24 protein-coding genes are annotated in these 23,188 nt (G+C 58.4%); 12 read left to right on the top strand and 12 right to left on the bottom strand.

All coding sequences use genetic code 11. The features are described 5' to 3' along the window. Positions 1-6 precede the first annotated feature (6 nt). The 8 genes from RDA78_RS18555 (at position 7) to RDA78_RS18520 (ending at position 6,987) form a co-directional block, all read left to right on the top strand. The gene (locus tag RDA78_RS18555) at positions 7-543 is read left to right on the top strand and encodes a peroxiredoxin-like family protein (protein WP_434051300.1); all 537 of its coding nucleotides are present in this window, start codon (positions 7-9) and stop codon (positions 541-543) included. Between the two features lie 1,042 nt (positions 544-1,585). Then, positions 1,586-2,398, top strand: coding sequence for a class I SAM-dependent methyltransferase (locus RDA78_RS18550; RefSeq protein ID WP_434051299.1), 813 nt, complete (start codon positions 1,586-1,588; stop codon positions 2,396-2,398). Positions 2,399-2,588: 190 nt separating this feature from the next. After that, positions 2,589-2,879 (top strand): hypothetical protein, encoded by a 291-nt coding sequence (locus RDA78_RS18545; protein WP_434051298.1) that lies wholly within the window; start codon positions 2,589-2,591, stop codon positions 2,877-2,879. A gap of 193 nt (positions 2,880-3,072) precedes the next feature. Further along, positions 3,073-5,271, top strand: coding sequence for a phosphoribosylformylglycinamidine synthase subunit PurL (gene purL / locus RDA78_RS18540; protein ID WP_434051297.1), 2,199 nt, complete (start codon positions 3,073-3,075; stop codon positions 5,269-5,271). Positions 5,272-5,313: 42 nt separating this feature from the next. Then, entirely contained in the window at positions 5,314-5,547 is a 234-nt protein-coding gene (locus tag RDA78_RS18535) for a BolA family protein (RefSeq protein WP_306145981.1), read from the top strand. Between the two features lie 95 nt (positions 5,548-5,642). Continuing rightward, on the top strand, positions 5,643-5,780 hold the full coding sequence (locus RDA78_RS18530; RefSeq protein ID WP_434051296.1) for a hypothetical protein: 138 nt from the start codon (positions 5,643-5,645) through the stop codon (positions 5,778-5,780). Continuing rightward, positions 5,777-6,112, top strand: a complete 336-nt coding sequence (grxD, locus tag RDA78_RS18525; RefSeq protein ID WP_434051295.1) for a Grx4 family monothiol glutaredoxin — start codon at positions 5,777-5,779, stop codon at positions 6,110-6,112. The genes RDA78_RS18530 and grxD overlap by 4 nt, the downstream gene beginning before the upstream one ends. A gap of 593 nt (positions 6,113-6,705) precedes the next feature. Continuing rightward, a complete protein-coding gene (locus tag RDA78_RS18520; RefSeq protein WP_434051294.1) occupies positions 6,706-6,987 on the top strand; it encodes an antitermination protein in 282 nt (93 codons plus the stop codon). Positions 6,988-7,007: 20 nt separating this feature from the next. Here the strand turns inward: RDA78_RS18520 and RDA78_RS18515 are convergent, their stop codons facing one another. From RDA78_RS18515 to RDA78_RS18480, 8 genes are all read right to left on the bottom strand, one after another. Continuing rightward, entirely contained in the window at positions 7,008-8,576 is a 1,569-nt protein-coding gene (locus RDA78_RS18515) for a DUF427 domain-containing protein (protein WP_434051293.1), read from the bottom strand. An 86-nt stretch (positions 8,577-8,662) separates the two neighbouring features. Next, entirely contained in the window at positions 8,663-9,307 is a 645-nt protein-coding gene (locus tag RDA78_RS18510) for a GDSL-type esterase/lipase family protein (RefSeq protein ID WP_434051292.1), read from the bottom strand. Between the two features lie 92 nt (positions 9,308-9,399). After that, positions 9,400-9,885 (bottom strand): DUF427 domain-containing protein, encoded by a 486-nt coding sequence (locus RDA78_RS18505; protein WP_434051291.1) that lies wholly within the window; start codon positions 9,883-9,885, stop codon positions 9,400-9,402. Then, complete coding sequence (locus RDA78_RS18500; RefSeq protein WP_434051290.1) at positions 9,882-10,271, bottom strand: DUF4149 domain-containing protein; 390 nt, start codon at positions 10,269-10,271, stop codon at positions 9,882-9,884. Before RDA78_RS18500 ends, RDA78_RS18505 begins: the two co-directional genes overlap by 4 nt. Next, positions 10,271-11,146, bottom strand: a complete 876-nt coding sequence (locus RDA78_RS18495; protein ID WP_434051289.1) for a methyltransferase family protein — start codon at positions 11,144-11,146, stop codon at positions 10,271-10,273. The genes RDA78_RS18500 and RDA78_RS18495 overlap by 1 nt, the downstream gene beginning before the upstream one ends. Further along, the gene (locus RDA78_RS18490) at positions 11,136-12,083 is read right to left on the bottom strand and encodes an NAD(P)/FAD-dependent oxidoreductase (protein WP_434051288.1); all 948 of its coding nucleotides are present in this window, start codon (positions 12,081-12,083) and stop codon (positions 11,136-11,138) included. Before RDA78_RS18490 ends, RDA78_RS18495 begins: the two co-directional genes overlap by 11 nt. A gap of 213 nt (positions 12,084-12,296) precedes the next feature. Next, the gene (locus RDA78_RS18485) at positions 12,297-13,721 is read right to left on the bottom strand and encodes an aldehyde dehydrogenase family protein (RefSeq protein ID WP_434051287.1); all 1,425 of its coding nucleotides are present in this window, start codon (positions 13,719-13,721) and stop codon (positions 12,297-12,299) included. Beyond that, entirely contained in the window at positions 13,721-14,713 is a 993-nt protein-coding gene (locus RDA78_RS18480) for an NAD(P)-dependent oxidoreductase (RefSeq protein ID WP_434051286.1), read from the bottom strand. The genes RDA78_RS18485 and RDA78_RS18480 overlap by 1 nt, the downstream gene beginning before the upstream one ends. A gap of 115 nt (positions 14,714-14,828) precedes the next feature. On the opposite strand from RDA78_RS18480, the gene RDA78_RS18475 reads away from it, so the two are divergent. Next, the gene (locus tag RDA78_RS18475) at positions 14,829-15,713 is read left to right on the top strand and encodes a LysR substrate-binding domain-containing protein (RefSeq protein ID WP_434051285.1); all 885 of its coding nucleotides are present in this window, start codon (positions 14,829-14,831) and stop codon (positions 15,711-15,713) included. A 26-nt stretch (positions 15,714-15,739) separates the two neighbouring features. On the opposite strand, the gene ttcA is transcribed toward RDA78_RS18475, so the two are convergent. The 3 genes from ttcA to RDA78_RS18460 form a co-directional block, all read right to left on the bottom strand. After that, complete coding sequence (ttcA, locus tag RDA78_RS18470; protein ID WP_434051284.1) at positions 15,740-16,681, bottom strand: tRNA 2-thiocytidine(32) synthetase TtcA; 942 nt, start codon at positions 16,679-16,681, stop codon at positions 15,740-15,742. A 470-nt stretch (positions 16,682-17,151) separates the two neighbouring features. After that, complete coding sequence (locus RDA78_RS18465) at positions 17,152-19,050, bottom strand: S8 family peptidase (protein ID WP_434051283.1); 1,899 nt, start codon at positions 19,048-19,050, stop codon at positions 17,152-17,154. Between the two features lie 40 nt (positions 19,051-19,090). Beyond that, complete coding sequence (locus RDA78_RS18460) at positions 19,091-19,342, bottom strand: hypothetical protein (protein ID WP_434051282.1); 252 nt, start codon at positions 19,340-19,342, stop codon at positions 19,091-19,093. 393 nt (positions 19,343-19,735) lie between these two features. Between RDA78_RS18460 and RDA78_RS18455 the strand changes: the two genes are divergently transcribed. From RDA78_RS18455 to RDA78_RS18445, 3 genes are all read left to right on the top strand, one after another. Next, positions 19,736-20,224 (top strand): LysM peptidoglycan-binding domain-containing protein, encoded by a 489-nt coding sequence (locus RDA78_RS18455; RefSeq protein WP_434051281.1) that lies wholly within the window; start codon positions 19,736-19,738, stop codon positions 20,222-20,224. A 268-nt stretch (positions 20,225-20,492) separates the two neighbouring features. After that, complete coding sequence (locus tag RDA78_RS18450; protein WP_434051280.1) at positions 20,493-21,020, top strand: aggregation factor core; 528 nt, start codon at positions 20,493-20,495, stop codon at positions 21,018-21,020. A gap of 183 nt (positions 21,021-21,203) precedes the next feature. Continuing rightward, positions 21,204-21,953 carry a VOC family protein gene (locus RDA78_RS18445; protein ID WP_434051279.1) on the top strand — a complete coding sequence of 250 codons (750 nt, stop codon included), beginning with the start codon at positions 21,204-21,206 and terminating at the stop codon, positions 21,951-21,953. 75 nt (positions 21,954-22,028) lie between these two features. Here RDA78_RS18445 and rpsD read toward each other — a convergent pair whose 3' ends face one another. Then, positions 22,029-22,646, bottom strand: coding sequence for a 30S ribosomal protein S4 (gene rpsD / locus RDA78_RS18440; RefSeq protein ID WP_434051278.1), 618 nt, complete (start codon positions 22,644-22,646; stop codon positions 22,029-22,031). Positions 22,647-23,188: the final 542 nt, after the last annotated feature.

The following is a 23,188-nucleotide window of genomic DNA, read 5'->3' as shown; positions in this document are numbered from 1 at the left end:
GAAAAAATGCTAATTCCACGTCAACAGGTCCCCACCCTGACGGTAGAAACACTTGGCTCGGGCACTTTCGATCTTGCAGGTGACGGAGCCGACTTTGCAACACTGGTCGTGTTTTACCGCGGCCTCCACTGCCCGATCTGCGCCACGTATCTGAAAGAACTTGGCCGCCTGACCCCGGACTTCGCGGAAAAGGGCGTCAAGACCATCGCGATTTCGTCCGATGAAAAAGACAGGGCGCAGCAGATGGCCGACAAGGTCGGACACCAAGCCCTTCGCTTCGGCTACGGACTGCCCCTGACCGTGGCAAGGGAATGGGGTCTTTACGTCTCCACCAGCCGCGGAACCACGTCGATCGGGATCGAGGAACCGGCGCTGTTCTCCGAACCCGGCGTCTTCCTCATGAAAGGCGACGGAAGCCTCTACTTCGCATCCGTCCAGACGATGCCGTTCGTGCGCCCGCATTTCCAGGAGATGATCGGTGCGCTCGATTTCGTGCAGAAGAACGACTACCCGGCCCGCGGCGAATATACCGGCGCGGTCTGAGTGTCGTGCTTCCGGGCCGGGATCCCACTCCCGGCCTGGGGCAATCTCCTTTCCAGTTGACCACCGGACAGGGCTATACTCTGCGCGACCCTGATCAAGGTTCACGAAGTATAAAGTCGCATAGTTTTCCCGGTGCTTGCGAAACTCGGCGCGGAGTTTTTGCCTCACGTCTCTTTTCAAAAATCTCAAATTCTCTTCGAAGATTCTTGCGCTTAGAGCTTCACTTTCACAGACATTAGTTAGAAACAAGGCTTCCTGATTTCAATTTTATAATAACTTTAAGTATTGACGAAAAAACACTTTTACGCGAGTTTTCTCAAGACACCCGCAAAAGGAGAATAGAGTCAATGGGAATTAGCATCTGGTAGATAGTTATTGTTCTTCTAACGCTTTTGCCCTTCGTTTTCACGATCTACTACCTTGGCCGCATTCTTAGTAGAACCGGCATTTCTCCGTTTTGGATGATTCTCTTGCTCGTTCCGGTCATACAGATTTTCGTGTTTCCGGTCCTTCTTCGAAGCGTCAATAACCGACTCTCGAAATTGATGGTAAGTCCGTCGGCATTTGACTGATGTGCGCTAACCGGGGATTGAACATTGCTTGGCAGCATGGCCTACGTCATCAAAGTGAATACTGCCGTGGCACAAATGAACATTGACCCCACGACATTGCGCAATGAGTACCGGGAGTTCGTCCAAGAGGCTGGGCATGATGCGGGCGCATCACCACAATAGACGGCGCTCTCTTTGATCAGCCAATTGCCGTTACTTTACAAAGCAAAAGCCGACTATCGCATTGTCCGTGATTGGATAAGGAAGCGGAAAATCGAGATAGAAAACAGTGAAGTGAGAAACTCTCTTTATGATTTAGGTCTCCACGAATACACTAAAACCTACTATCCGGAGCGTTGAATTTGCTCTGCCATGGATGTTTCAAATGGCATTTGCTCTTATGCTGGCCGGATCTGCGACAGGGACATTTGTTTTATGGAATGCCTCACCCTCCTTAAAGCCCCATGACCGATGAACGAGAAGCCTCAGCCATGAGCGAAATCGACCACGTCCGGGACTTTTACGATCGCACCGTAGAGGAGGAATGGCTCCGGCTTGAAAGGAACTGGCTCGAATTTGGTGTCACGAAAGCCTTCCTGAACCGTTTTCTGCCCGCAAAGGCACGCATCCTCGACAGCGGATCCGGACCGGGACGATATGCGCTTGACCTCTCTGCCGCCGGGCACAGTGTCGATCTTCGCGATCTATCGCATGAAAATATTGCGCGCGCCCGCGAAGAAGCGGGAAAGCGCGGCCTGACCCTCAACACGGCACAGACCGGCGATGCGCGCGACCTGTCTGACCTGTCTGACGCCGGTTACGACGCCGTTCTGGTACTCGGACCTCTCTACCACCTGACATCGGAAGAAGATCGCAACCGCGTCATTTCCGAGACGATCAGGGTGCTGAAACCGGGCGGCCTCGCCGCCTTCGCCTTCATTTCGAGGTTCGCTGCGGCCCATTATCAGCTGAAGACCGATCCCGCTGCGATCGCACGGCGGCGCGGCGTAATCGACGAGTTTCTAAACGAGCGGCAGCACAGGCTCACACCTGAAACAGATTTCTTCGTGGATTCACACTTTGTCGACCCATCCGAGATCGCTCTGATTTTCCGGGACACCGGTCTGGCGCAACGCGCGCTCTTCGGAGCCGAGAGCATGATGGCGCAAAGCGAATGGCGGCTTGCCGATCTGCCCGATGCCGAACGGCGGCAATGGCTCGATTTTGCGGTCTCGGTCGCAGAAACACCTGCAGCACTTTACGGCAGCGAGCATCTTGTCTTCATCGGCGAGAAATCCGGCTGAGCGCGGCGAGAAACCACCCTCGCATTGCACGGGATTAACCCTGAAGGCAATTCCCGGCAGCTTTCAGTTAAACTTTTAGTTATATTGTCATTGTTTTTCTTTACAGCCCTACCACAACCGATTACTCTACGCGAAGTTGTTTCAGATTTCCTATTAAGTCGACAAAACTCAGTAAAATTGCGTGATTCCAATGGATCTAAACGATGAAGTGATTGTTGTTTTCAAAAAGATACTTGAATCTCAAGGCATTAATACCAGAAAGCACGAATATATTATGCAGACCGATAGCCATATTGATACGAGTAAAGAGTTGACGGCTGAGCGTTTACTTCTGCGCATCATGAAACTTGAGCATACGGTACAGGAACTCAGGCAGGAAAACACCTTCAAGGACAAGGAAATCAAGCGCCTTGAAGGTCAGATGCGCGACTGGCAGCAGGTCACGTTGAAACTCCAGTCCAGGGTCGCCAAACGCGTCTGACGGAAGGCGCTTTTGCTCCCCGTTTTCCGCCCCGTTGTCCACGGGTTGGCCGGCAGCGGGATATGACGCCTTTCCGGACAACAAAGTTTGTCGTTCCCCTCCCCTTTCCGGACGCAATCTGCTACACGGCGGCAACATTGCGCGACTGCGGCTGGCCGGCCCACCGCCGGCGGCCCCAAGAAACTGGAACGACATGATCCCGAACGACATTAAGATCACGCCCGACCTGATTGCCTCCCACGGGCTTAAGCCCGATGAATATGAGCGGATCCTTGAACTGATCGGGCGCGAGCCGAGCTTCACCGAACTCGGTATTTTCTCGGCCATGTGGAACGAGCACTGCTCGTACAAGTCTTCGAAGAAATGGCTGAAAACCTTGCCCACCGAAGGTCCACGCGTTCTTCAGGGGCCTGGCGAAAACGCCGGTGTCGTTGACATCGGTGACGGTCAGACCGTCGTTTTCAAAATGGAAAGCCACAATCATCCGTCCTACATCGAACCCTACCAGGGGGCCGCAACGGGTGTCGGCGGTATCTTGCGCGACGTTTTCACGATGGGCGCACGCCCGGTTGCCGCGATGAATGCGCTTCGATTCGGTGAACCTGATCATCCGCGCACGCGCCACCTCGTATCCGGGGTCGTTTCAGGTGTTGGCGGGTATGGAAACTCCTTCGGCGTTCCGACGGTCGGCGGAGAAGTTGAATTTCACTCCCGATACAACGGCAATTGCCTCGTGAATGCCTTCGCGGCCGGCCTTGCAAAATCGGATGCAATCTTCCTGTCCAAGGCGGAAGGCGTGGGCCTTCCCGTGGTGTACCTCGGTGCGAAGACCGGCCGGGACGGAGTTGGCGGCGCGACGATGGCGTCCGCGGAATTCGACGACACGATCGAAGAAAAGCGCCCGACGGTTCAGGTCGGTGACCCCTTCACCGAAAAATGCCTCCTCGAGGCATGCCTGGAACTCATGGAAACCGGTGCCGTCATCGCCATTCAGGACATGGGCGCGGCCGGCCTCACCTGTTCCGCAGTCGAGATGGGCGCGAAGGGTGATCTCGGCATCGAGCTTGATCTCGACAAGGTGCCTGTTCGCGAAGAGCACATGAGCGCCTACGAAATGATGCTTTCCGAAAGCCAGGAACGCATGCTGATGGTCCTGCGACCGGCAATGGAACAGGAAGCGGAGGCAATCTTCCGTAAGTGGGGCCTGGATTTCGCGATCGTCGGCAAGACGACGGATACCTTGCGTTTCGTCGTCAACCATCAGGGCGACATCGTCGCCGACCTGCCGATCAAGGAACTGGGCGACGAAGCCCCGGAATATGACCGCCCCTGGGCCGAGCCGGTGAAATTGCCGGTGCTTGCCGCCGCCGAGGTTGAAGAACCGCGCGACTATGCCGAGGCGCTGACAACACTGCTGGGCGGCGCAAACGGATCTTCGCGGCGCTGGGTTTATGAGCAGTACGACACCCTGATCCAGGGCAATACGGCAGCGTCCCCCGGCGGCGATGCCGGCGTGATCCGCGTCGAGGGCACGCGCAAGGGCCTCGCATTTTCCGTGGACGTCACGCCCCGCTACTGCGAGGCGGATCCGTTCGAAGGCGGCAAACAGGCCGTTGCCGAAGTGTGGCGCAATCTGACCGCCGTCGGCTCCGAGCCACTGGCGGCCACGGACAACCTGAACTTCGGAAACCCGGAAAAGCCTGAAATCATGGGGCAGTTCGTCGGCTGCATCAAAGGGATCGGCGAAGCCTGCCGTGCACTCGATTTCCCGATCGTTTCGGGCAACGTGTCCCTCTATAACGAAACCCATGGCGAAGCGATCCTGCCGACACCCGCGATCGGTGGGGTCGGACTTCTTCCGGACGTGACTGTCCGGGCCGGCGCCTCGTTTGCCAATGAAGGTGATGCCATTCTTCTGATCGGCGGCTATGGCACCCATCTTGGAGCCACGCAGTATCTGTCCGACGTGCTGGGCCGTGAAGAAGGCGCGCCTCCCCCCGTGGATCTGGCCGCCGAGAAGCGCCGCGGTACGATTGTACGCCAGCTTATCGGGGCTGCGCGCCTGACGGGTGTGCATGATGTCTCCTCGGGCGGGCTTGGCGTCGCACTTGCGGAGATGGCCATTGCCGGCGGGATTGGCGCAACGGTCAAGATTGATGGCCCCGCGCATGCCGCGCTTTTCGGAGAGGACCAGGGCCGCTACGTCCTGACCGTTTCCCGGGACAGGCGCGATGCGGTTCTCGAAGACCTTCTGGACGCCGGAATCGATGCACTGCAAATCGGTGAAACCGGCGGCAGGGATTTGACTGTTGAGGGCATTCTCACCATATCCGTTGCAAACTTGAAAAAAGCACACGAAGATTGGTTCCCGGACTATATGGCAAGCGCTTAAGCGGTTCGCCTTTCAGGAACTTGACATGAGGACTGATGCACGATGCCGATGAACGCGAACGAGATCGAAACCCTGATCAAGGAGGCGCTGCCCGACGCTCAGGTGGAGATCCGGGATTTGGCCGGCGATGGGGATCACTACGCGGCAAATGTCGTTTCTGAGCATTTCCGTGGCAAAAGCCGCGTGCAGCAGCATCAGATGGTCTATGAGGCCCTGAAGGGCAATATGGGCGGTGCGTTGCACGCGCTCGCGCTGCAGACCAAAGCACCCGACTGAGCACATGGGGATCAGCAAATCAGGGCATATCCCGCCGGCACCCTTGAATTTGCGGCAATCCGAAACACATATGCGGACAAAGTAAGGGAAATCGAATGGTTTGGCTTCTTCTCTCGGTGCTGATCATCATGCTGGTGATGGAACTGCGCATCTGGAGAGCGGTGGCAAAACTGATCTATCGGACTGGCCGTGACCGCCTCACGCCCGCGAATCAAAAGGACTCACATCCATGAGCATCCAGGACTGGATTAAGAACGAAGTCGACACCAACGATGTGGTGCTGTTCATGAAGGGCACGCCGAACTTCCCGCAATGCGGGTTTTCCGGACAGGTCGTTCAGATCCTCGATTATGTCGGCGCCCCCTACAAGGGTATCAACGTTCTGGAAGACGATGAACTGCGTCACGGGATCAAGGAATTCACCAACTGGCCGACAATCCCGCAGCTCTACATCAAGGGCGAATTCATCGGCGGCTGCGACATCATCCGCGAAATGTTCCAGAACCAGGAACTGCAAGGCATGTTTTCCGACAAGGGAATCGAGACAACACAGCAGCCTGCCTGATCCGGATTCAATTTCAGAACAGATTTGTCGAAGGGGCGGTTTTTCCGCCCCTTTTCTGTTTCAAGGTGACGCTGGAAACACGCCCCCGGGAGAAACTCGGCGCCAGGAGTGAGACAGTCTCAATGCGCCTGCGGATAAATCACCCCCTCCTTCGTCACCCCGGGCGAACGGAGTGAGACCCGGGGCCGGGGAGCCCCGGCTTGCGGCCACGCACCCCGCAGGAACCCCAGCGCCCGCGTCTCCCCGATCCCGGATCTTCGCTGTGCTGCGTCCTGGATGACGACGAGCGAAAAGTGCCGAGGCCTCAAAACAACTCTCACCTCTCCTGCGTCACCCCTGGCGAATGTCTCAAGACGCGGGGCCGGAGAGCCGAAGTCTATCGGGTAGAGAACCAAGAAAAATTCTGTTTATCCAAAGCAAAACCGAATCAAATCAGGCCGAAATCGGGCACAGGCTCGGCAAAACAGAGCGAATCACCTAACATGAACGCTAGGTGAATGCGGATTTCAGGGTAAGTACAGGTGCGTTCCGCCATTCTCCGTCCATATCGAAAGGTCCGGCATGATGTCGACCGGGAAATGGGATCGGGGACAATGAACAAGTTTGCAATCGCAACCACCTCTACTTTCGTAATTGCTCTGGCTGGACTCGGGCTCGTCCTGTCAGACAGCCCGGCGACCGACCGCGAATTGCGGCGGGTCGACTGCCAGGCGATCACGATGTTCACGCCCGCACAGGACAAAAGTCCGGAAGACCTTTGCGCCAATTACGGTGGTGTCGCCGAAACGGGGACCGAGCCAAGCAAGTCCGGACTGGTGATTTTGGTACGAAACCAGCCGATGGGTGGATTTGCGGGCGAAAACGCAGTGCGCTGATCAGAACGGCGTGGAAGCGCTCAGTCCTCTGCTTTTGGACTCGTCTTGATCGCAAAGGATTCCAGGGGTTCCAAGACATTGTGCAGAGCAAGGCTGCCAAGCGGTTCCAGAGGAAAACCGGATTCCCTCGCAACTTCTCCCGATGCCACGATTTCCTTCCCGTTGGCCTTGCCATGCTCGCCCAGGCGCGCTGCCAGGTTCGCCGCGCTGCCGATGACCGTGAAATCCAGGCGTTCCTTTGACCCCACATTGCCGTAGGTCACGTCGCCATAAGCAATGCCGATGGCGCAGGAGAGCGGCATGCCGCCGTTTTCCTTGCATGGTTCGGCAAGGGCCTTGACGATCTCATCCGCACTGGCCGCTGCCTGGCGGCAGGCCTGTGCGTGACCGGAGCTGGCCGGGAAGATTGCCAAAACGGCATCACCGATGAACTTGAGCACCTCCCCCTCATGGCCATTGACGATATCCGTCGCCGTTTCAAAGAACTGGTTCAGCACGGCAACGTAGTCATCACGGCCGAGTTCGGTTTCGAGCCGCGTCGAGTGGCGGAGGTCGCAAAAGAGGATCGCCGCGTCGATGACATCGCCATCACCACGGCGGATCTCGCCGCCGAGAACGCGGGCACCCGTGCGTTTGCCCAGATAGGTTTCAAGCAGCGTCGTCGCATTGGAGGTCAGCGCAAACACCTCAAACAGGCGGCTGATCAGGGCGGAACATTCGAAGATGAGGCCCAGATTGGCGGTCGAGAAGCCGTTGGGGTGATCGGAGGCAAGCGTCAGCACGTTGATCCGGCCGTCGGAAAATGGCAACGGCATCGCGACGTAATCCGTCACGCCCTGCTCTTTCAGGTCTTCCATGATCGGGAAATCGAACTCGTCCGGATTGGTGTCGAGTTTCTGGCGGATCCCTCCAAGCCCATTTGCCACGTGCTGAAACGGACTGTCCCTGAAAACAGGACTTTCCAGGATCTCATAAGACGGGTAGCGGCTGGTCACCTCTTCCTCACCGCGAACCCAGATACAGTTTTGTCCGGCCACCATCGGATGCAGTGACCAGATGAGGATGCTCATGCGCCTGACGGCGATACCGTCGGCGACCAGCTTGTTGCCCAGCGCCGCCAGCAGTTCTTCTGGCGTCTTGGCGAGCCAGGCTTCGCGCAGAAGCCAGTCCACAACCGGTCCGGAAATATTGCCGGTGGGCATCTCCGCGATCGGATCTCCCGCATGCTCGATGCTCGTCGTCACGCCGGGCATGAACCCCACGCACCCATCCACCGCCTGCCCTTCCGGCAGGGCCTTGGGATAGTGCCAGGCCCCGTATTTGATCGTGTCTCCGCCCACGGTCACATGGCTATAGGATGCCGTGCCCTTGAAGGGACAGAAAGTCTTGTGCTCAGGCGCGGGTTCCAGTTCGGCAACCACATCCTCGAAAGGAAAATAGACAACCGGCGAAAGCCGCGTCTCATACATCACCCGGGCGCACTTCGATCGGGCAACAATGTGGTCACCCTGCCGGGCGATCACCTCGCCGGACAGCTGCTCGACCACGATACCGTAGTCATTCGAAGTCTGTTGAACGCGAACGGTCATTGATCATGAGATAGGTGAGCTGACGGAAACTGTCCAGACAAACATGCCACACGCACTTTCCGCCGGAACTCTAAGGACGCCTTGACCTATTTGTCTTCGAACCAGTCATTCCAGGCCGGCCAGTTGTCGATCAGGTTCGCAATCATGGCATATCCGGTCCCGTCGCAATGGATCCTGTCGCCCCGCGTCAGGCTTGCCATGTAGTCGCGATTGGCAAGCAAGGGTGTCTGCAGGTCGAAATAGGGAACGCCGAGCGTTTCCGCCAGCGTCTTGAAACGCTGGTTAAGCGCTTCCGCGTCCTTCTGAAAGAAGGACACCTCAAGCCCCTCGCTCGGATGCATGGGAGAGCAGGCTTCGTTGGCGGGCGGCAGCCCGATCCACAGCGTCGGATAGGCCTCGGACACTTCTTTCACAAAGGCTTCGGCCTCCTCGACGGAGGCATCTTCTTCGATTTGACGGCCACTCCCGGTCACATTGCCGATGTCATTCATGCCGAATTGAAGCACCACCCGGTTGTCAGATCCTTCCGGAAATCGGGCTTCACAATCACGCTGCCAGCGCGCCCGGATCTGGGACGTCGTTTCCGCCCGGATGCCGAGATCGTAGAAGGACAGCTGCATGTCGCGTGTAAACCGGCGTTCGCACAAGCGCCCGATCCACCCCAGACAGCGTTCGTCGCCGGTCCCGTTGACGTAGCTGTCACCGACGAAGCAGATACGCAGATCCCTCATGAAGTCCTCCCACGATCCAGAACGACTAACCTCGCCTGATATGCTCGCAAGGTCCAGTCTGTTTCATGAACAACACGTGTGGGACCAATCTGTTACCAATGCTCTGTGCCGGGTGCGCCCTTGGGCATGCCCCTGAGGTTCGCCGTGATCCATCCGCCGTAGAAGCTGCCCGCCTGGGCGTCGACGGGCTGGTCACCGACGTAGCACTTGTCCATCCTGTCGGCATAAAAGGCCAGGTGATGGCGGATCTCGAAAAACCTGTGTGACGGGTCGTCATAGCACCATGCTGCACGTTTGACGGTGCGGCCGGAGGCGCGAACGTCAAAGTACCGCGCAAAGCCTTTCCATTCGCAATAACTTCTGCCGGATGCCGGCAGCAACTCGCACACGACGTCATCGGGCGGAATGTAATAGGTGGGCGGATGATGCGTTTCCAGGACCCGGAACGCCCGAACGCTGTCCACGATGAGCGTATCTGCGAAGAACACGCGGATCGGCTGCGGCACAGTTTGAATGATCGGAGGACGCGGAAAGGACTGTACGTTTTCAATCGGCAGCGGCACAAATTCTTCACTCATACGAACCTCGCCAGAACGTAGGCTGCCCCGGCAATGTGGGCGAGCGTGATCACAACAGACAGGCCGTGCAGGATCTTGAACCGCGTCTTCCGGCCCTCATCCGTCGCCCTGTTGATGGCCGGCATCAGGATCTGGCGTGTCGGAAACGTTGAAAGCGCAATCGCTGCCATCACCGACGCGGAAACCAGATCGCCGGTGAGCAGCAAAAGCGCCGCAAGCGCTGAAACGCCCAGCACGAACAGGTAGAAATACGGAAAGGCACGGCGGATCGTCGGACTGGCAATATCCGGCGGCAGCGCCGTGAACACGAAAGCTGCAAAGCCGAACGCATAGAGCACCATGCCCCCGAACAGCAGCGCGGATACAAGAAGTGCAAGTGTCTCCATCAATCAGCTTCCCTCTTCCCTGCAACCCGTTCTTCTTCAAAAAGACCTGTGGCTTCACGCGCCCGAACGGCGTTGCCCGGCCCCGCAAGGCGCGGCAGCATGTAGGGCACCCGTGCACGGTATGCCTTGAACCGCGCGCCGTAGGCTGCTGCGAACCTTCGTTCCTTCAGCAAGGGAGCCAAAATGCAGTATCCGGTCAAAAGCGTTGCCAGCACCAGCTGATCCGGCGTCCATACGGGCACGGTCCAGAGCGTCAGCGCAAAAGCGAGATAGATCGGCTGGCGCATCAGCCGGAACAGCCCTTCGTCCGGCATGTCGGGAAAGACGGGTCTGACCTTCGCCATGAGTGACATCCAGCCAAGAGCACCGGACTGCACCTCTGCTCCGGCGTCGAAACTCGCCTTGATCAAGAGCAGCCAGGCGGCGCCATAGGTGGCGCAGAGAACCCAGAAAGCGGTCCCTTCTGCCTGCCACCAGATGATGCCGGACGGGGTCCAGAGTGCGAACAGGGCGAGCAGTTGCGCCGAGGCGATCGTGGCGTAGGTGGTTGTCGACAGGACGGCGCCGTGGGGCCCTGGCACAATCCGGGCCAGGAACCGGCGACCGGCCGCAGTCAATAGGACCGAGTGCACAAGGGGAAACTGGAGGATCAGGAACAGGTTGACGGCCGCCGCCCAGGGCCACGGAACCGTCCCAAGACCGATTTGCATACCGTGGAACATGGCGCTCATCATCGCGATCACCGCAAGCGCAAAGTCCGCGTGACAGAGTGCACCGGAGGCAAGTGCAAGAAAAATGCGTGCCCGGCCCGGCGCAGGTTTGAGCGCCCCCTGCCCGAGCCGCAAGAGACCGGCGATGCGCGGGTCATCCAGCATTCAGGTCCCCAAGCAGGTCTTCGGCGATGGCCCTGCCGCTTGTCCAGGCCGCTTCTACGCGGGCGTCAAGACACCAGTCACCGCCAAGATAGAGCGTACCGGCGTCGTTGCGGCAGTATGGCTTGCCGAGCGGTTCCTCAACACGTGCATAACGCCAGCGATGCGCGCTTGCGTGCAACGCGCTTGACGGCTCCACGCGCAAGACGCCGCAGAGGCGCAGCAGCAATTCCTGCGCAACATCCTCCGGTTCGCGCTCCAGGTTCTTCTCGCTCCAGTCGGCACTGGCCTGAACAACCCAGCTGTTGGTATCGGGCCGCTCCGGTTTGGAACTGTTGAGCGCGATCCAGGCAAGGTAGCTGTCAGGTGCCGAACGGCTTGTGAAGGGAATCTCGTGCTGATCCGGAAAGGCTGCCATCAGCGTCCAGCATGGCGACATGCGAACCCCGGAAATCGCTCGTGCCAGAGGATGCTCCTTGCCGATCAGGTCAACCGTCTGCGGTTGCGGCGCGGTGATTACGAGCCGGTCGAACTCGAAAGTGCTGCCTGCCGTCGCAGCTTGCCAGCCGCTCTCCGTGGCCTGCAAGACATCCACGCGCGTGTTGCGCCGGATATCGAGACCTTCGGCGAGCGACTTGGCAATCGCATTCATCGAAGGTGTTCCGACAATCACCTCTCGATCAGCGCCTGCCCAGACACCGGCGGTCCCTTTGCTGCTCAGACATTCAACAGCCTCCCGAAACCCGACGCTTCTTGCTGTGATAAACTGCGCGCCGTGGTCGAACTGGAAACCGGCCTCGGTCCGGCGCGTTGCGAGCCGCCCGCCGACACCGCGCCCCTTTTCAAGAAGCAGAGGTGTGTAACCGTGATCCTGCAGCGTGCGCGCGCAAAAGATCCCGGCGACGCCCGCGCCGATAATCCCGATCGCGTTTCTTTCCATCAGCGCACCGCCCGCGCGAACTTCAGCGCGCCGTTGCGGCGCACGAACGCGAAACACTTGGATTCATCAGCGCACGCGCGCGATCCTGGAAACGTCATGCCAATACCAACCAAAGCAATTGCTCACGTTGGTATTACGTCCCGATCCGCGGATTGGATGGCGTCAATCGGACGCAGAACCTGAGGCAGCCAACACGGAACCTTCCGATTGACCTCAGCCGGTGATCGCCTTCAGTTCCAGAAAGTCCTCGAGGCCGAATTCGCCGTACTCGCGGCCGTTGCCGGATTGCTTGTAGCCGCCGAACGGAACATCCCAGTCCGGGCTTCCGCCATTGATATAGACGCTGCCCGCCCTGAGCTTGCGGGACACGCGTCTGGCCCGTTCGGGATCACCGGTCTGAACATAGGCTGCAAGGCCGTAGGGCGTGTCATTGGCCATCTGAACGGCATCATCTTCCGTTTCAAACGGGATCATCACGAGAACCGGTCCAAAGATCTCGTTGCGGGCAATCGACATCTGGTTGGTGACACCGGCAAACACCGTCGGCTTGACGAAGTACCCCGTCTCATGACCTTCGGGTTTGCCCGGACCGCCCGCGACGAGTCTCGCACCGTCTGCGACCCCGCGTTCGATATGCCCCTGGATGCGTTCATATTGAAGCTCGCTGATCACCGGCCCGATATGACTGCCGGGCATGGCCGGATCGCCGACAGTGGTTTCCGGCGCGATTTTGCCGGCAAGCGCGACAACCTGCTCGTAAACGCTGTTTTCGACGAGCAATCGCGTCGGGGCATCACAGGACTGACCGGTGTTGGAAAAGCAGCTTTCGAGCGAAAAGCGCACCGCTGTCTCCAGATCCGCATCGGAGAAGATGAGGTTCGGAGATTTTCCGCCAAGTTCCAGGGCAACGCGCTTGACGGTCGGCGCTGCGCTCTGCGTCACCGCAACGCCGGCCCGGGTCGACCCGGTAAAGGACATCATGTCGATCTCCGGATGCCCGGACATCGCCGCACCGACCCCGGGTCCATCCCCGTTGACGAGATTGAACACACCGGCCGGACAGCCGGCCTCATCCAAGATCTCGGCGAACAGCAATCCGGACAGCGGCGCAATTTCGCTCGGCTTCAGAACCATCGTGCAGCCCGCGGCCAAAGCCGGAGCGACCTTGGCGGCTATCTGGTTGATCGGCCAGTTCCACGGGGTGATGAGACCGCAGACACCGATCGGTTCGTGCCGGAGCACACTGCCGCCACGCGGGCTCGGACGCTCGAACCGGTGTGACTTCAGCGCCTCAAGGGTCGCTTGCAGATGCCCGGTACCTGCCGGGGTCTGCTGCTCACGCACAAAGTCGGCCGGCGCCCCCATTTCCAGCCGGATCGCCTCGTCCACTTCCGCCGACCTGCGCTCATAGATTTCGATGATCTTTTGCAACAGCGCAGCGCGTTCGTCGACGCTGGTCTCGGACCAGGAGACGAAGGCCCGTCTTGCCGCCGCGACGGCGCGATCGACATCTTCAGCAGATCCCAGGGATATGACGGCGACAGGTTTTTCAGTTGCCGGATTGACCACCTCAAGGTCCCGCGCCTTCGACGGATCAACCCAACTGCCGTCTATGTAGAACTGCCTCTTTTCAATCATCAGCCTGCCGCTTTCCGCAAAATCTTTTCGGTCCCGGTGCCGCGATGCGGCACGACCTCATATCCGGCTTCTTCCGGCTCGTCGTCAAGCATTTCCGCAGGAAAACCGGATGCGGTAATGTCCAGTCCCGTCGCGTCCTCAAGCCGTCGTATGATGTTGGGTGACAGTTCCCTTGGTCCGTAGCGTCCGATGGCATCGGCAAACAGCCGGTTGAGCATTGGCGAAAGCTCAAGCGGAACGTCGTGCGCATCGGCAATCGCCTGGAACAGGCCGATATCCTTGGCCACCAGATCCATCGTGAAGGAAATGTCACGGGACCCGTTCAGAATCACCTGGCTTTCGGTCTCGTGGACAAAGGAATTACCCGAAGAAATGCGGATCGCCTCGTAGGACGTGTTCAGGTCCATCCCGGCCGCCTTGCACGTGACCAGCGCCTCGGCAAGCGAGACCAGGTTCGCGGTGGCAAGGTAATTGGTCACCACCTTCAAAATGGAAGCGGTCCCGATGCCGCCCGTATGAAGAACACGCCGTCCCAGCACCGTCAGAAGCGGCAGGACCTTTTCAAACGTTTCGCGGGTACAGCCGGCAAAGATGGAGATGTTTCCCGTCGCGGCCCTGTGGCACCCGCCGGAAACCGGACATTCGATGGCCTCCCCGCCCCTTGCGATCACAAGATCGGCCAGCCGGCGGGTTTCGTCAGCGTCGGTGGTCGACATTTCAGCCCAGACCGTTCCGGGTCCGATCCCTTCGAGGATCCCCTCCGGCCCTTCAACCACGGTTGAACAGGCCGCCGGGCTCGGCAGGCAGGTGATGACGATGTCGCAGGTTTCAGCCAACTGCTTCGGACTTTCGCCCCGTTCTGCGCCCGAAGCCACGAACTGCTCCACAAGGTCGCCGTCCAGATCCAGAACCGTGAGGTCGTGGCCGTTCCGCAGAACGCTACCCGCAAGTTTTCCGCCGACATTTCCAAGACCGATGAAGCCGATTTGCATGTTCTGACCCTTGCCGTGTTGAAGTGCATTCAACGCGCAGGATGCGCCGCGCCAAAAGAAAAGAGAAACGATATAATCATTGGACATTCCCTTAAAATTTTTATCAAATAACCTGATGCAAGCCCTCCCGAACCTGCTCTGGCTCCGAAGTTTCGAAGCAGCCAGCCGTCTTCGCAGTTTCACTGCTGCCGGGAACGAACTCGGATTGACGCAGGCTGCGATCAGCACACACATAAGCGCGCTCGAAACCCAGCTTGGGCATCAGTTGCTTGAACGCACGACACGCAAGATCGGGCTGACGGCAAGCGGCAGGGCGTATTTGCCCGCGGTTCGCAAAGCTCTCCAGGAGTTGGCCGTCTCGACCGAAGGCTTGTTCGGCAACCGGACGGCCGGTTCCGTGACGATCCGCGCCCCCATTTCCGAAGGCGTGCTTCTGATCGCACCTGCACTGCCGGCCTTTCATGAACTGCACCCGGACATCGAGATCCGGCTTCTTTCGGCGATCTGGGCGAACACCGTGCTTGAGACTGGCGTCGATATCGAAATCCGTCTTGGCGACGGGAACTGGCCCGGCACACGTGCAGAACCATTGGGAAACGAATTCATCGTGCCCGTTTGCCACCCGGAGTTGATAAACAGAATTAAAAAACCGTCTGATCTTATTGATGTAGAGTGCATTCACACGCTTGGCTTTGATGACCACTGGTCCCGCTACTTTGACGCCATCAGCCTTGAATCACCCCTGGATCCATCAAGGATCACCGTCGATACGTCGCTGGCTGCAGTGGAGCTTGCGGTCGCGCAAAGCGGTGTCGCTCTGCTGCTGGAACGCGTTGCCATGAACCTTGTCGCGAGCGGGCGCCTCGCGGTTCCGTTCAAGACAAAGATCCCGTCTGTCCAAACGCACTACCTGCTGCATCGTGACGCCGGTCAGCCCCGGAAACCGGCCGCCCGCACCGTCGAGAATTGGCTGCGCAGGCTGTTTGCCGGTACCGGTTAGACCTTGAGATCAGAACGTGGCTGCGATTACTCGGCAGCGAACAGCTTTGCCGTCATCGCAAGGCTGGCGCCGCAGGGTTCTTCCGCCTCCCCGCCATCGTCGCCGGCTGCACGATCCGACGGACGCAGACCGACGAAGTCGTAAAGCGCGCGATCGAGCAAATGCGACGGGCGGGTATGACCGAGCGCCCGGGCCATCACGCCGAGGCGGCCCGGAGACGCCTTCTCCCAGCCCTGCAGCATCCGCTTGACTTCCTCGCGCTGCAGCCCGTCTTGGGAACCGCACAGGTTGCACGGGATGATCGGAAACTGCATGCCCGATGCGAATTTGGCGATGTCACGCTCCGACGAATAGGCGAGCGGACGCAGCACGAGCAGGTCGCCTTCATCGTTGACGAGTTTCGGCGGCATCGAAGCCAGTCGGCCGCCGTGGAAGAGGTTCATGAAGAAGGTTTCGAGAATGTCTTCCCGGTGATGACCGAGTACGATTGCTTCACAGCCCTGCTCACGCGCAATGCGGTAGAGAATTCCGCGGCGCAGACGCGAGCACAGCGAACAATAGGTCCGGTGTTCGGGGATCTTGTCGGTCACGATTGAATAGGTATCCTCGCGCACGATGATGTGCTCGATCCCGTTGTCCTCGAAGAACTTCGGCAGAATATCGGTCGGAAACCCCGGCTGCGCCTGATCCAGATTGCAGGCGACCAGATCCACCGGCAGCAATCCGCGCCAGTTGAGTTCGATCAGCACCGCCAGCAGCGTGTAGCTGTCCTTGCCCCCGGAAAGGCAGACCAGCCACTTCGGCCTCTTCAGCTGCGAGGCATCCTTCGGCAACATGCCGAAATCATCCATTGCCTCGCGTGCCTGGCGCAACAGCCGTTTGCGCAGCTTCTTGAACTCGACGCTGGATGGCGTGTTCCGCAGCAGCGCCGGGACATCCGTTGTGTTGTTCTCGGCTATGTCATTCATCTTCGAAGGCCCAGGCTGCAAGACGTGTCAGGTGTCGCGCTGATGTAGCCGAACAGGCCGGACTTGAAAAGACCCGCAGATCTGCACGGAGCCCCGTAAGCCTGGTTTGGCGCTGCAATGAAAAGTCGGCGAGAACCATTTTGTAGGTCAGGTCAGGTCAGGTCAGGTCAGGTCATGGCTCGACCCACTGCTGTCCGGTTCGGGAAATGCAATTTGATGTTTGCCGTTGGATAAATGATGGAATTCGGCCCAATGCCAAGCCGAGACACCGTTTTTCCCGGATTTGTCATCCCGGTTTGCCGAGAGAGCGGCAAGACCGGGAACCAGTAACCTCTTGTTTCTCAGGCTACTTCTAACCTTGAGTTACAGGGCGCAGTAGATCCCGGTCTTGCTGCTTACACAACAATCCGGTCCGACAGGGGAACGGCGCTACCTTGCACAAGACGGCCAAGGCAGCGCCGCCCATCGTGTCAGACCGCGCGGTAGCGCTGCGCAACGCTGTCGAAGACGAAGCGCGTATCAACGCCCCTGATTTCGGCGATCAGGTCGAAATTGTCGCTTCCGGTGGATGAATATCCTTCGTCCACGAAGATGCGGCCGAGACCGTCCGCAGCGATACTGCCCCACCAGCGATACCGGGACCCGCCAACGGGACCCGCGATTTCAACCGCCTGCCCGGCGAGGGACGAGACGCGGAACAGGATCGCCATTTTCAAGAGGATGCCGTCCGCATCCGCCCGAAGCGGCTGTGCCGAGACAAGTGCCTGCTGAAGCACGAATGTCGAGTGAGCAGCCACCAGCTGCGGGCTGATATCAATCATGGCCCGGACTTCCAGCGGCCGCCACCGTTCGACCTCTCGGCGGAAGGCGACGGAACGACGGTTGCCGCCCACACCGAAAAGCGCGCCTGCAAGCGCCGGAATGTCCGGCCGGTTGCCGATTCGCTGGGTTGCCGGACGGCCGGGCGCATCCTGCTGCGGACTGCCGGTTGTGCGCAGCGCATTTCTGAGCTCATCCGGCGTGAACACCGGTCTGCTTCTGGCCCGTGCCATGCCCTGCACGCAGGCCAGCGCGCCGGTGACGATCGGAGATGCACTGGATGTTCCGGAGAACGTGTCGGTGTACCAGAGGTCTTCGTCGGTGCCGCCCTGCAGATCACCGTAGCCACAGGTCGTGACCTCACGCCCCCAACCCTGAGCATCCACCAGTGCACCGTAGTTGGAAAACCCGAGCCGGGACCTGTCAGGTCCGTGATTGCGGCCATGTGTGCCGGGAGGCGGTGCGCCCGCACCGACGACAATCGCCCCGGAATCCCGGTTGGTTCTGCGGAACGGGTTGGTCCACCCGGCAGGAAATCCGAACCCGGGTGTCTCATACAGCGCATCATCGAGGTCTTCGGCGCCGTTTCCGGCAGCCTCGACAACAATGATCCCTCGCCGTGAAGCGTTGAGAATGGCGGCGAAGTCGTCCGGCCACCATTCAACTGCGATGTATCCGCGCTGGTCCGGCCTCAGTTGAAAATTGTGCCGTGGTCCGGGCCGATGCATTTCCAGAAGCAGGATATCGCCCGCACCCAGCCTGGCGGCCGCATGATTGATTGCCCCGGCCGACCCGAGAGTGCGGTGGGAGACAGCCGTACAGATCGCTTCGGGAGAAATCCCGGTGACGCCGAACGGGTTCTCGTCACCGCCATATTCGCCCAGAACGGCAGTTCCGTGATTGCGCCAGCTCACATCGTTGAATTCCACACCGCCAACGACGCCTCCCTGACGTTCGATCAGGTCTTCGTGGCTGAAGCGCCAGGCGCCTTCGATATCGGTGATATGGATACCCGTACCGCGCCCGCCGGCCTGGTTCCACGCCCAGCGCGCATCGACACCCGCCGGTGCCGGATCCAGGTAGATCTGGCGGGCGATGAAATCGGGCGTCGCCGGTGGCGGAACATCAGGCACGGCGACCATGGCGTTCATGACGCCGGAGACATCAGGTGCCTCTTCGGGCAATTCAGCAGGCGGCTTGATGTAGACGGCTTCAAAAATATCATTGTCGAGGAGCTCTTTCTGCAGGTCTTCCAGATCCGCATCCGGCGCAGACAACTTGTAAAAACCGGAAAGGCTTTCCAGAGGTGCCATCGCGGAAGGCGCCTGGGCTGCGACAGCCGCATCAACGCGTTCTTCGGAAGGACCGAACAAGGGCGTTGCGACACAATTGTGTTTCTTGAACGCCTTTTCCGCTTTCGTGGTCTTCGATCCGCCGAGGGAGCGCAGCGTCGCTCCGGCAACGCGCAACCCAACGTCCGGTCTGGCAAGCGCGATCAACTCTGGCTGACGCCCCTGCGGTGCAGATACTTTACGTGTCTTCCTGGCCATGGCATTTCCTCCTGCATGGAAGACGAACCGGCGGGCCGTATTACGGAAGCCCGATATCGGGCTTCACATAGACGGATAAAACTCCGTCGACTTTCTTGATGCTTTCAGCAAATTCACCGGCCTGTTCGTCCAGAAAAAATGTGACGAAAAAACTGTCACCGGCCTCCGGATTGGGCGTTGCCAGATCAAAATTGGAACGCGCATTGCGCCGTTTGCCTTCCAATGCGAACTCATTCGCATCAGCCCCGGTCGGCTTTTCCCTCTGCAAATCCGAGAAAAGCAAGGCAGACATCAAAACGACGACTTCAGCCAAGGAAGCAACCCGCAATACAAGCAAGTGACAAATAAACCAAGACAGGCTATGCCTAAAAAACGCTCAATTCAACGAACAAAAACCAATAAATTAAATTCAACCTGCATAACAACCAGAAGATGACTTAAGGTAATTTATTTAATTAAGTGAATTAATTAAGACAAAAGCGCACGCCATCAAGTGAACTATAAGATTTTAACACTAACCATCTATAAAAATTGGAAAAATTATCTGATTCAACCATTTTTCTATTTTAAATTGCTGATTGAGTTGCAGCTATTCAGGCCATGGCGCGAGGGTGTACGCTTTTCGGCAGCCTGCCCTTGAAGCAAAAAAGCCGGTTCGGGCAGTGCGGCTTGGGAGGGTTTCGAAATGACCGTTACACTCGACATTCAGCAGCCACAGCCATTCGATCTTGTCGGCTCGACCATCATGATAGCGGGCAACGCCGCCGCATTCGAAGGGACACTTACCATCCGAGTGTCCGAAGGACATGATGAGTACACATCCTTCACAAATGTCGGCTCGCTTGGCCTCAGGCAGTTCCAGGCTTCGATCGACATTCCGGACACGAACACGTTCCAGCTTAACAGGCTCTTCCTGACGCTGGCTGACGACACGGGCAATGAAAACGGGCCGTCCGTCGTCATCCCCGTGCTGTTCGGACCGAAGATCCTGTCGGGCTACGGAGGCTGGCAGCCTTATACGGTCCAGTCGGGTGACACTCTCTCCCAGATCGCGCAGCAACAATACGGAAACGCAAACTTTCAGCCGATCTTCGAAGCGAACCGGCACATCCTGAGCGATCCCAACGTTATTTTCCCAGGCCAGCTCCTGAGAATACCGCGCAACGATATCTGACGCGGACCTGCACCAAGACGCGGCAATCGCGACCGGCCCATCCGGCGCGGCAGCCACACCCAAAACGAGAACCTCATGACCGATTTCGTGCAATACGGCGGCCGATTCATGATGCTTGAGTTTCCCCGCACGCTAAGCAACTGATTTGAATGCCCTTTCTTCACCCCCCCTTCCGTTTTCACGAATTCTCGAACCGCCTGCGGCTCTGCTGCGTATCAGAGGGGAATTCATGACCGGAACACAGACTACCGAAAGAGGAAGGGATCACATGAAATCCAGAGGAACGATCAACGCAGGCGCTGGATGTTTTGCCGCATTCATATTCACGGCCCTCATGACCACATCTGCCACTGCCGACATCTCTGTCCGGTTCGATGAAGGTGCACCAAAGGACAGGTTCACCTTCGAAAATGTCGGGAGCTGCCCGATCGGCGCATCGGAACTTGTCCTCGACATCTCCGGTTCGAAGGCGGGCCTGATTTTCGATACGACCGGCGCAGGTGCCGGTGTCGAGGTCTATCAGCCGCTTGAGATTGTCAGCGGCGCTCAGTCGCTCGCAGCAATTACGTCCGTCAGAGACGGCGACAGTGAGATCACACTATCCATTGCCGACCTGCAGCCGGGCGCAAAAATCGCGTTCACGATCGATGTCGATGACACGGCCGGGGGGCGCGAAATCACCGTTTCCGGGTCTGAGATCGAAGGTGCCCTGGTGACGTTCAGCAAGAAGGGAAGGTCGGCAACCGCGGCTCTTTCCTCAGGCGCAACCGCACTCGTCAAGACGGGCGCTTGCTGACGCAAGGCGTGACCTGATTCTTCCGCGGCCGTTTGCGCACCTCTTTTAAGAGCTTGTGCGCCTTACGGCTGCGGGAGACTTTGTCCGAAAAACCTGGCGGCATCGGGCGGGCACGACGAGATATCTTGTTCAATCGGCCACCCCGGTGCATCCTGACCCGGACAGGAAAAAACACACCGAACCATGCCGCTCCCGAAAATCGCCGCGCTCACTCTCAACGTATCGGACCCAGCCCGCCTCGCGGCATTTTACTGTGAGGCGCTTGGCATGAAGCGCATTGCCGGTGGCGACACCCTGGCAATTGGTTATGGCGGAGACGGCGCAAACCTGGTTTTCTTGCCAGCGAAGGGTACTGCCCCTCACCGAATAGGTCCAAATGACCGCTACTGGAAAATCGCCATTACCGTCCCCGACCTCGACTGCGCTTACCGGCAGCTGCGCGCCAGGGGGATAGAAGTCACAGCTCCGAACCAGTTCAGGGACATTGCCTACATGAGCCATCTGGCCGATCCGGAAGGCTACACGGTCGAATTGATCCAGCACACATTCGGCGGCAACGACCTGACCCGTCAGGGCGACGATGCCCTGCCGCTCGGCGGCGGGGCTCGCCTTGGCCTGATCACACTGCGTACCGGCGATCTGGAAACGGAGTTCACAACCTGCCGCGATCAGCTCGGCATGCGATACCTTTCGCGTCAGGATGTTCCGGATCTCGACTTTTGCCTGTATTTCCTTGCCTTCACGGACGAGACCCCGCCCCTGCCGGATGTCGATGCCGTCGAAAACCGCGAATGGCTCTGGCAGCGTCCCTATACGGTGCTGGAATTCCAGCACAGGAAACAAGGGCACATTGTCTGTCGCGCAGACGGACAACAGGGAGCCGCTGCCGTCCGGATTAAAAACCCGGATGGGCGACAGACCATCTTGTGCTGAACCGCTTTAGGCGAACACACTCAAAGAAAAGGCCCGCCAATGGGCGGGCCTCTCCAGAACCATATTCGGCGCTGATCAGCGCGAATAGAACTCGACAACCAGGTTCGGTTCCATCTGTACCGGGTACGGTACATCGGCGAACGCGGGAACGCGGCTATAAGTTGCGGTCATTTTGGAATGATCGGCATCGACATAGTCCGGAACGTCGCGCTCAGCGGACTGAATCGCTTCCAGAACCAGTGCGAGCTGCTTGGAACGTTCACGCACTTCAACGACATCACCCGGGCGCAGCTGGTAGCTCGGGATGTTGACGCGCTTGCCGTTGACCTTGATGTGGCCGTGGTTGATGAACTGACGGGCCGCAAAGACAGTCGGAACGAACTTGGCGCGATAGATGATCGCATCGAGACGGCGCTCGAGCAGACCGATCAGGTTTTCCGAGGTATCACCCTTCAAGCGGGACGCTTCGGCATAGACCTTGCGGAATTGTTTTTCGGAGATGTTGCCGTAGTAGCCCTTCAGCTTCTGCTTGGCGCGGAGCTGAACACCGAAGTCGGACAGTTTGCCCTTGCGGCGCTGACCGTGCTGGCCGGGGCCGTATTCACGCTTGTTGGCCGGGCTCTTCGGACGACCCCAGATGTTTTCACCCATCCGGCGGTCGAGTTTGTATTTAACGCTGTGGCGCTTTGACATCGCGGTTTCCTTTGAATTCGCGTTGTTGTTCTAAAAGGAAACGCGCCCTCCTTTATCCTTGCCCAAGACAAACGACTTAAGGCCCGGATCGACAGGGGTTCAACAAGCGGCGCCGGCTGAACACCCACGGGTGCGTAGATCCGGAAGGCGTAAAACCCGCCGGACCGCGCGGAGATACAGCGATCGTCTTCAAATGTCAACGGCAGTCGATCGTTCGCCCCAGATCCGGATGAACGATTGCCTTTCGCGGTGACGTCTGGTCGCTGAGCCGGGGCATTTCAAAGATTTCAAACAAACGCCTCCGGTCCCCTGAATCGCGGCATCACAAACAGAATTGCCGAAAGATAGCCGGTCAAAAAACCGTAAACACGCATTTTTTCCACCCCTTAAGCAGGAAAAAAAATCAATGAAAGACAATCGATATCAAACGCTTGAATTAACTTAGTTTAAGCGCGAAGCGCCGTTACGGAAAAACAATGCATACATTTAGGAAAAATTAATTGCAATTTTTCACTATGCAATCAGCCCTGCAACCATAGATA

The sequence above is a fragment of the Roseibium sp. genome (assembly GCF_051016195.1).
In the GTDB taxonomy this organism is placed as follows: Bacteria; Pseudomonadota; Alphaproteobacteria; order Rhizobiales; family Stappiaceae; genus Roseibium.
The sequence above is the reverse complement of the archived record's forward strand: the minus strand, read 5'-3'. Positions and strand labels throughout refer to the sequence as shown.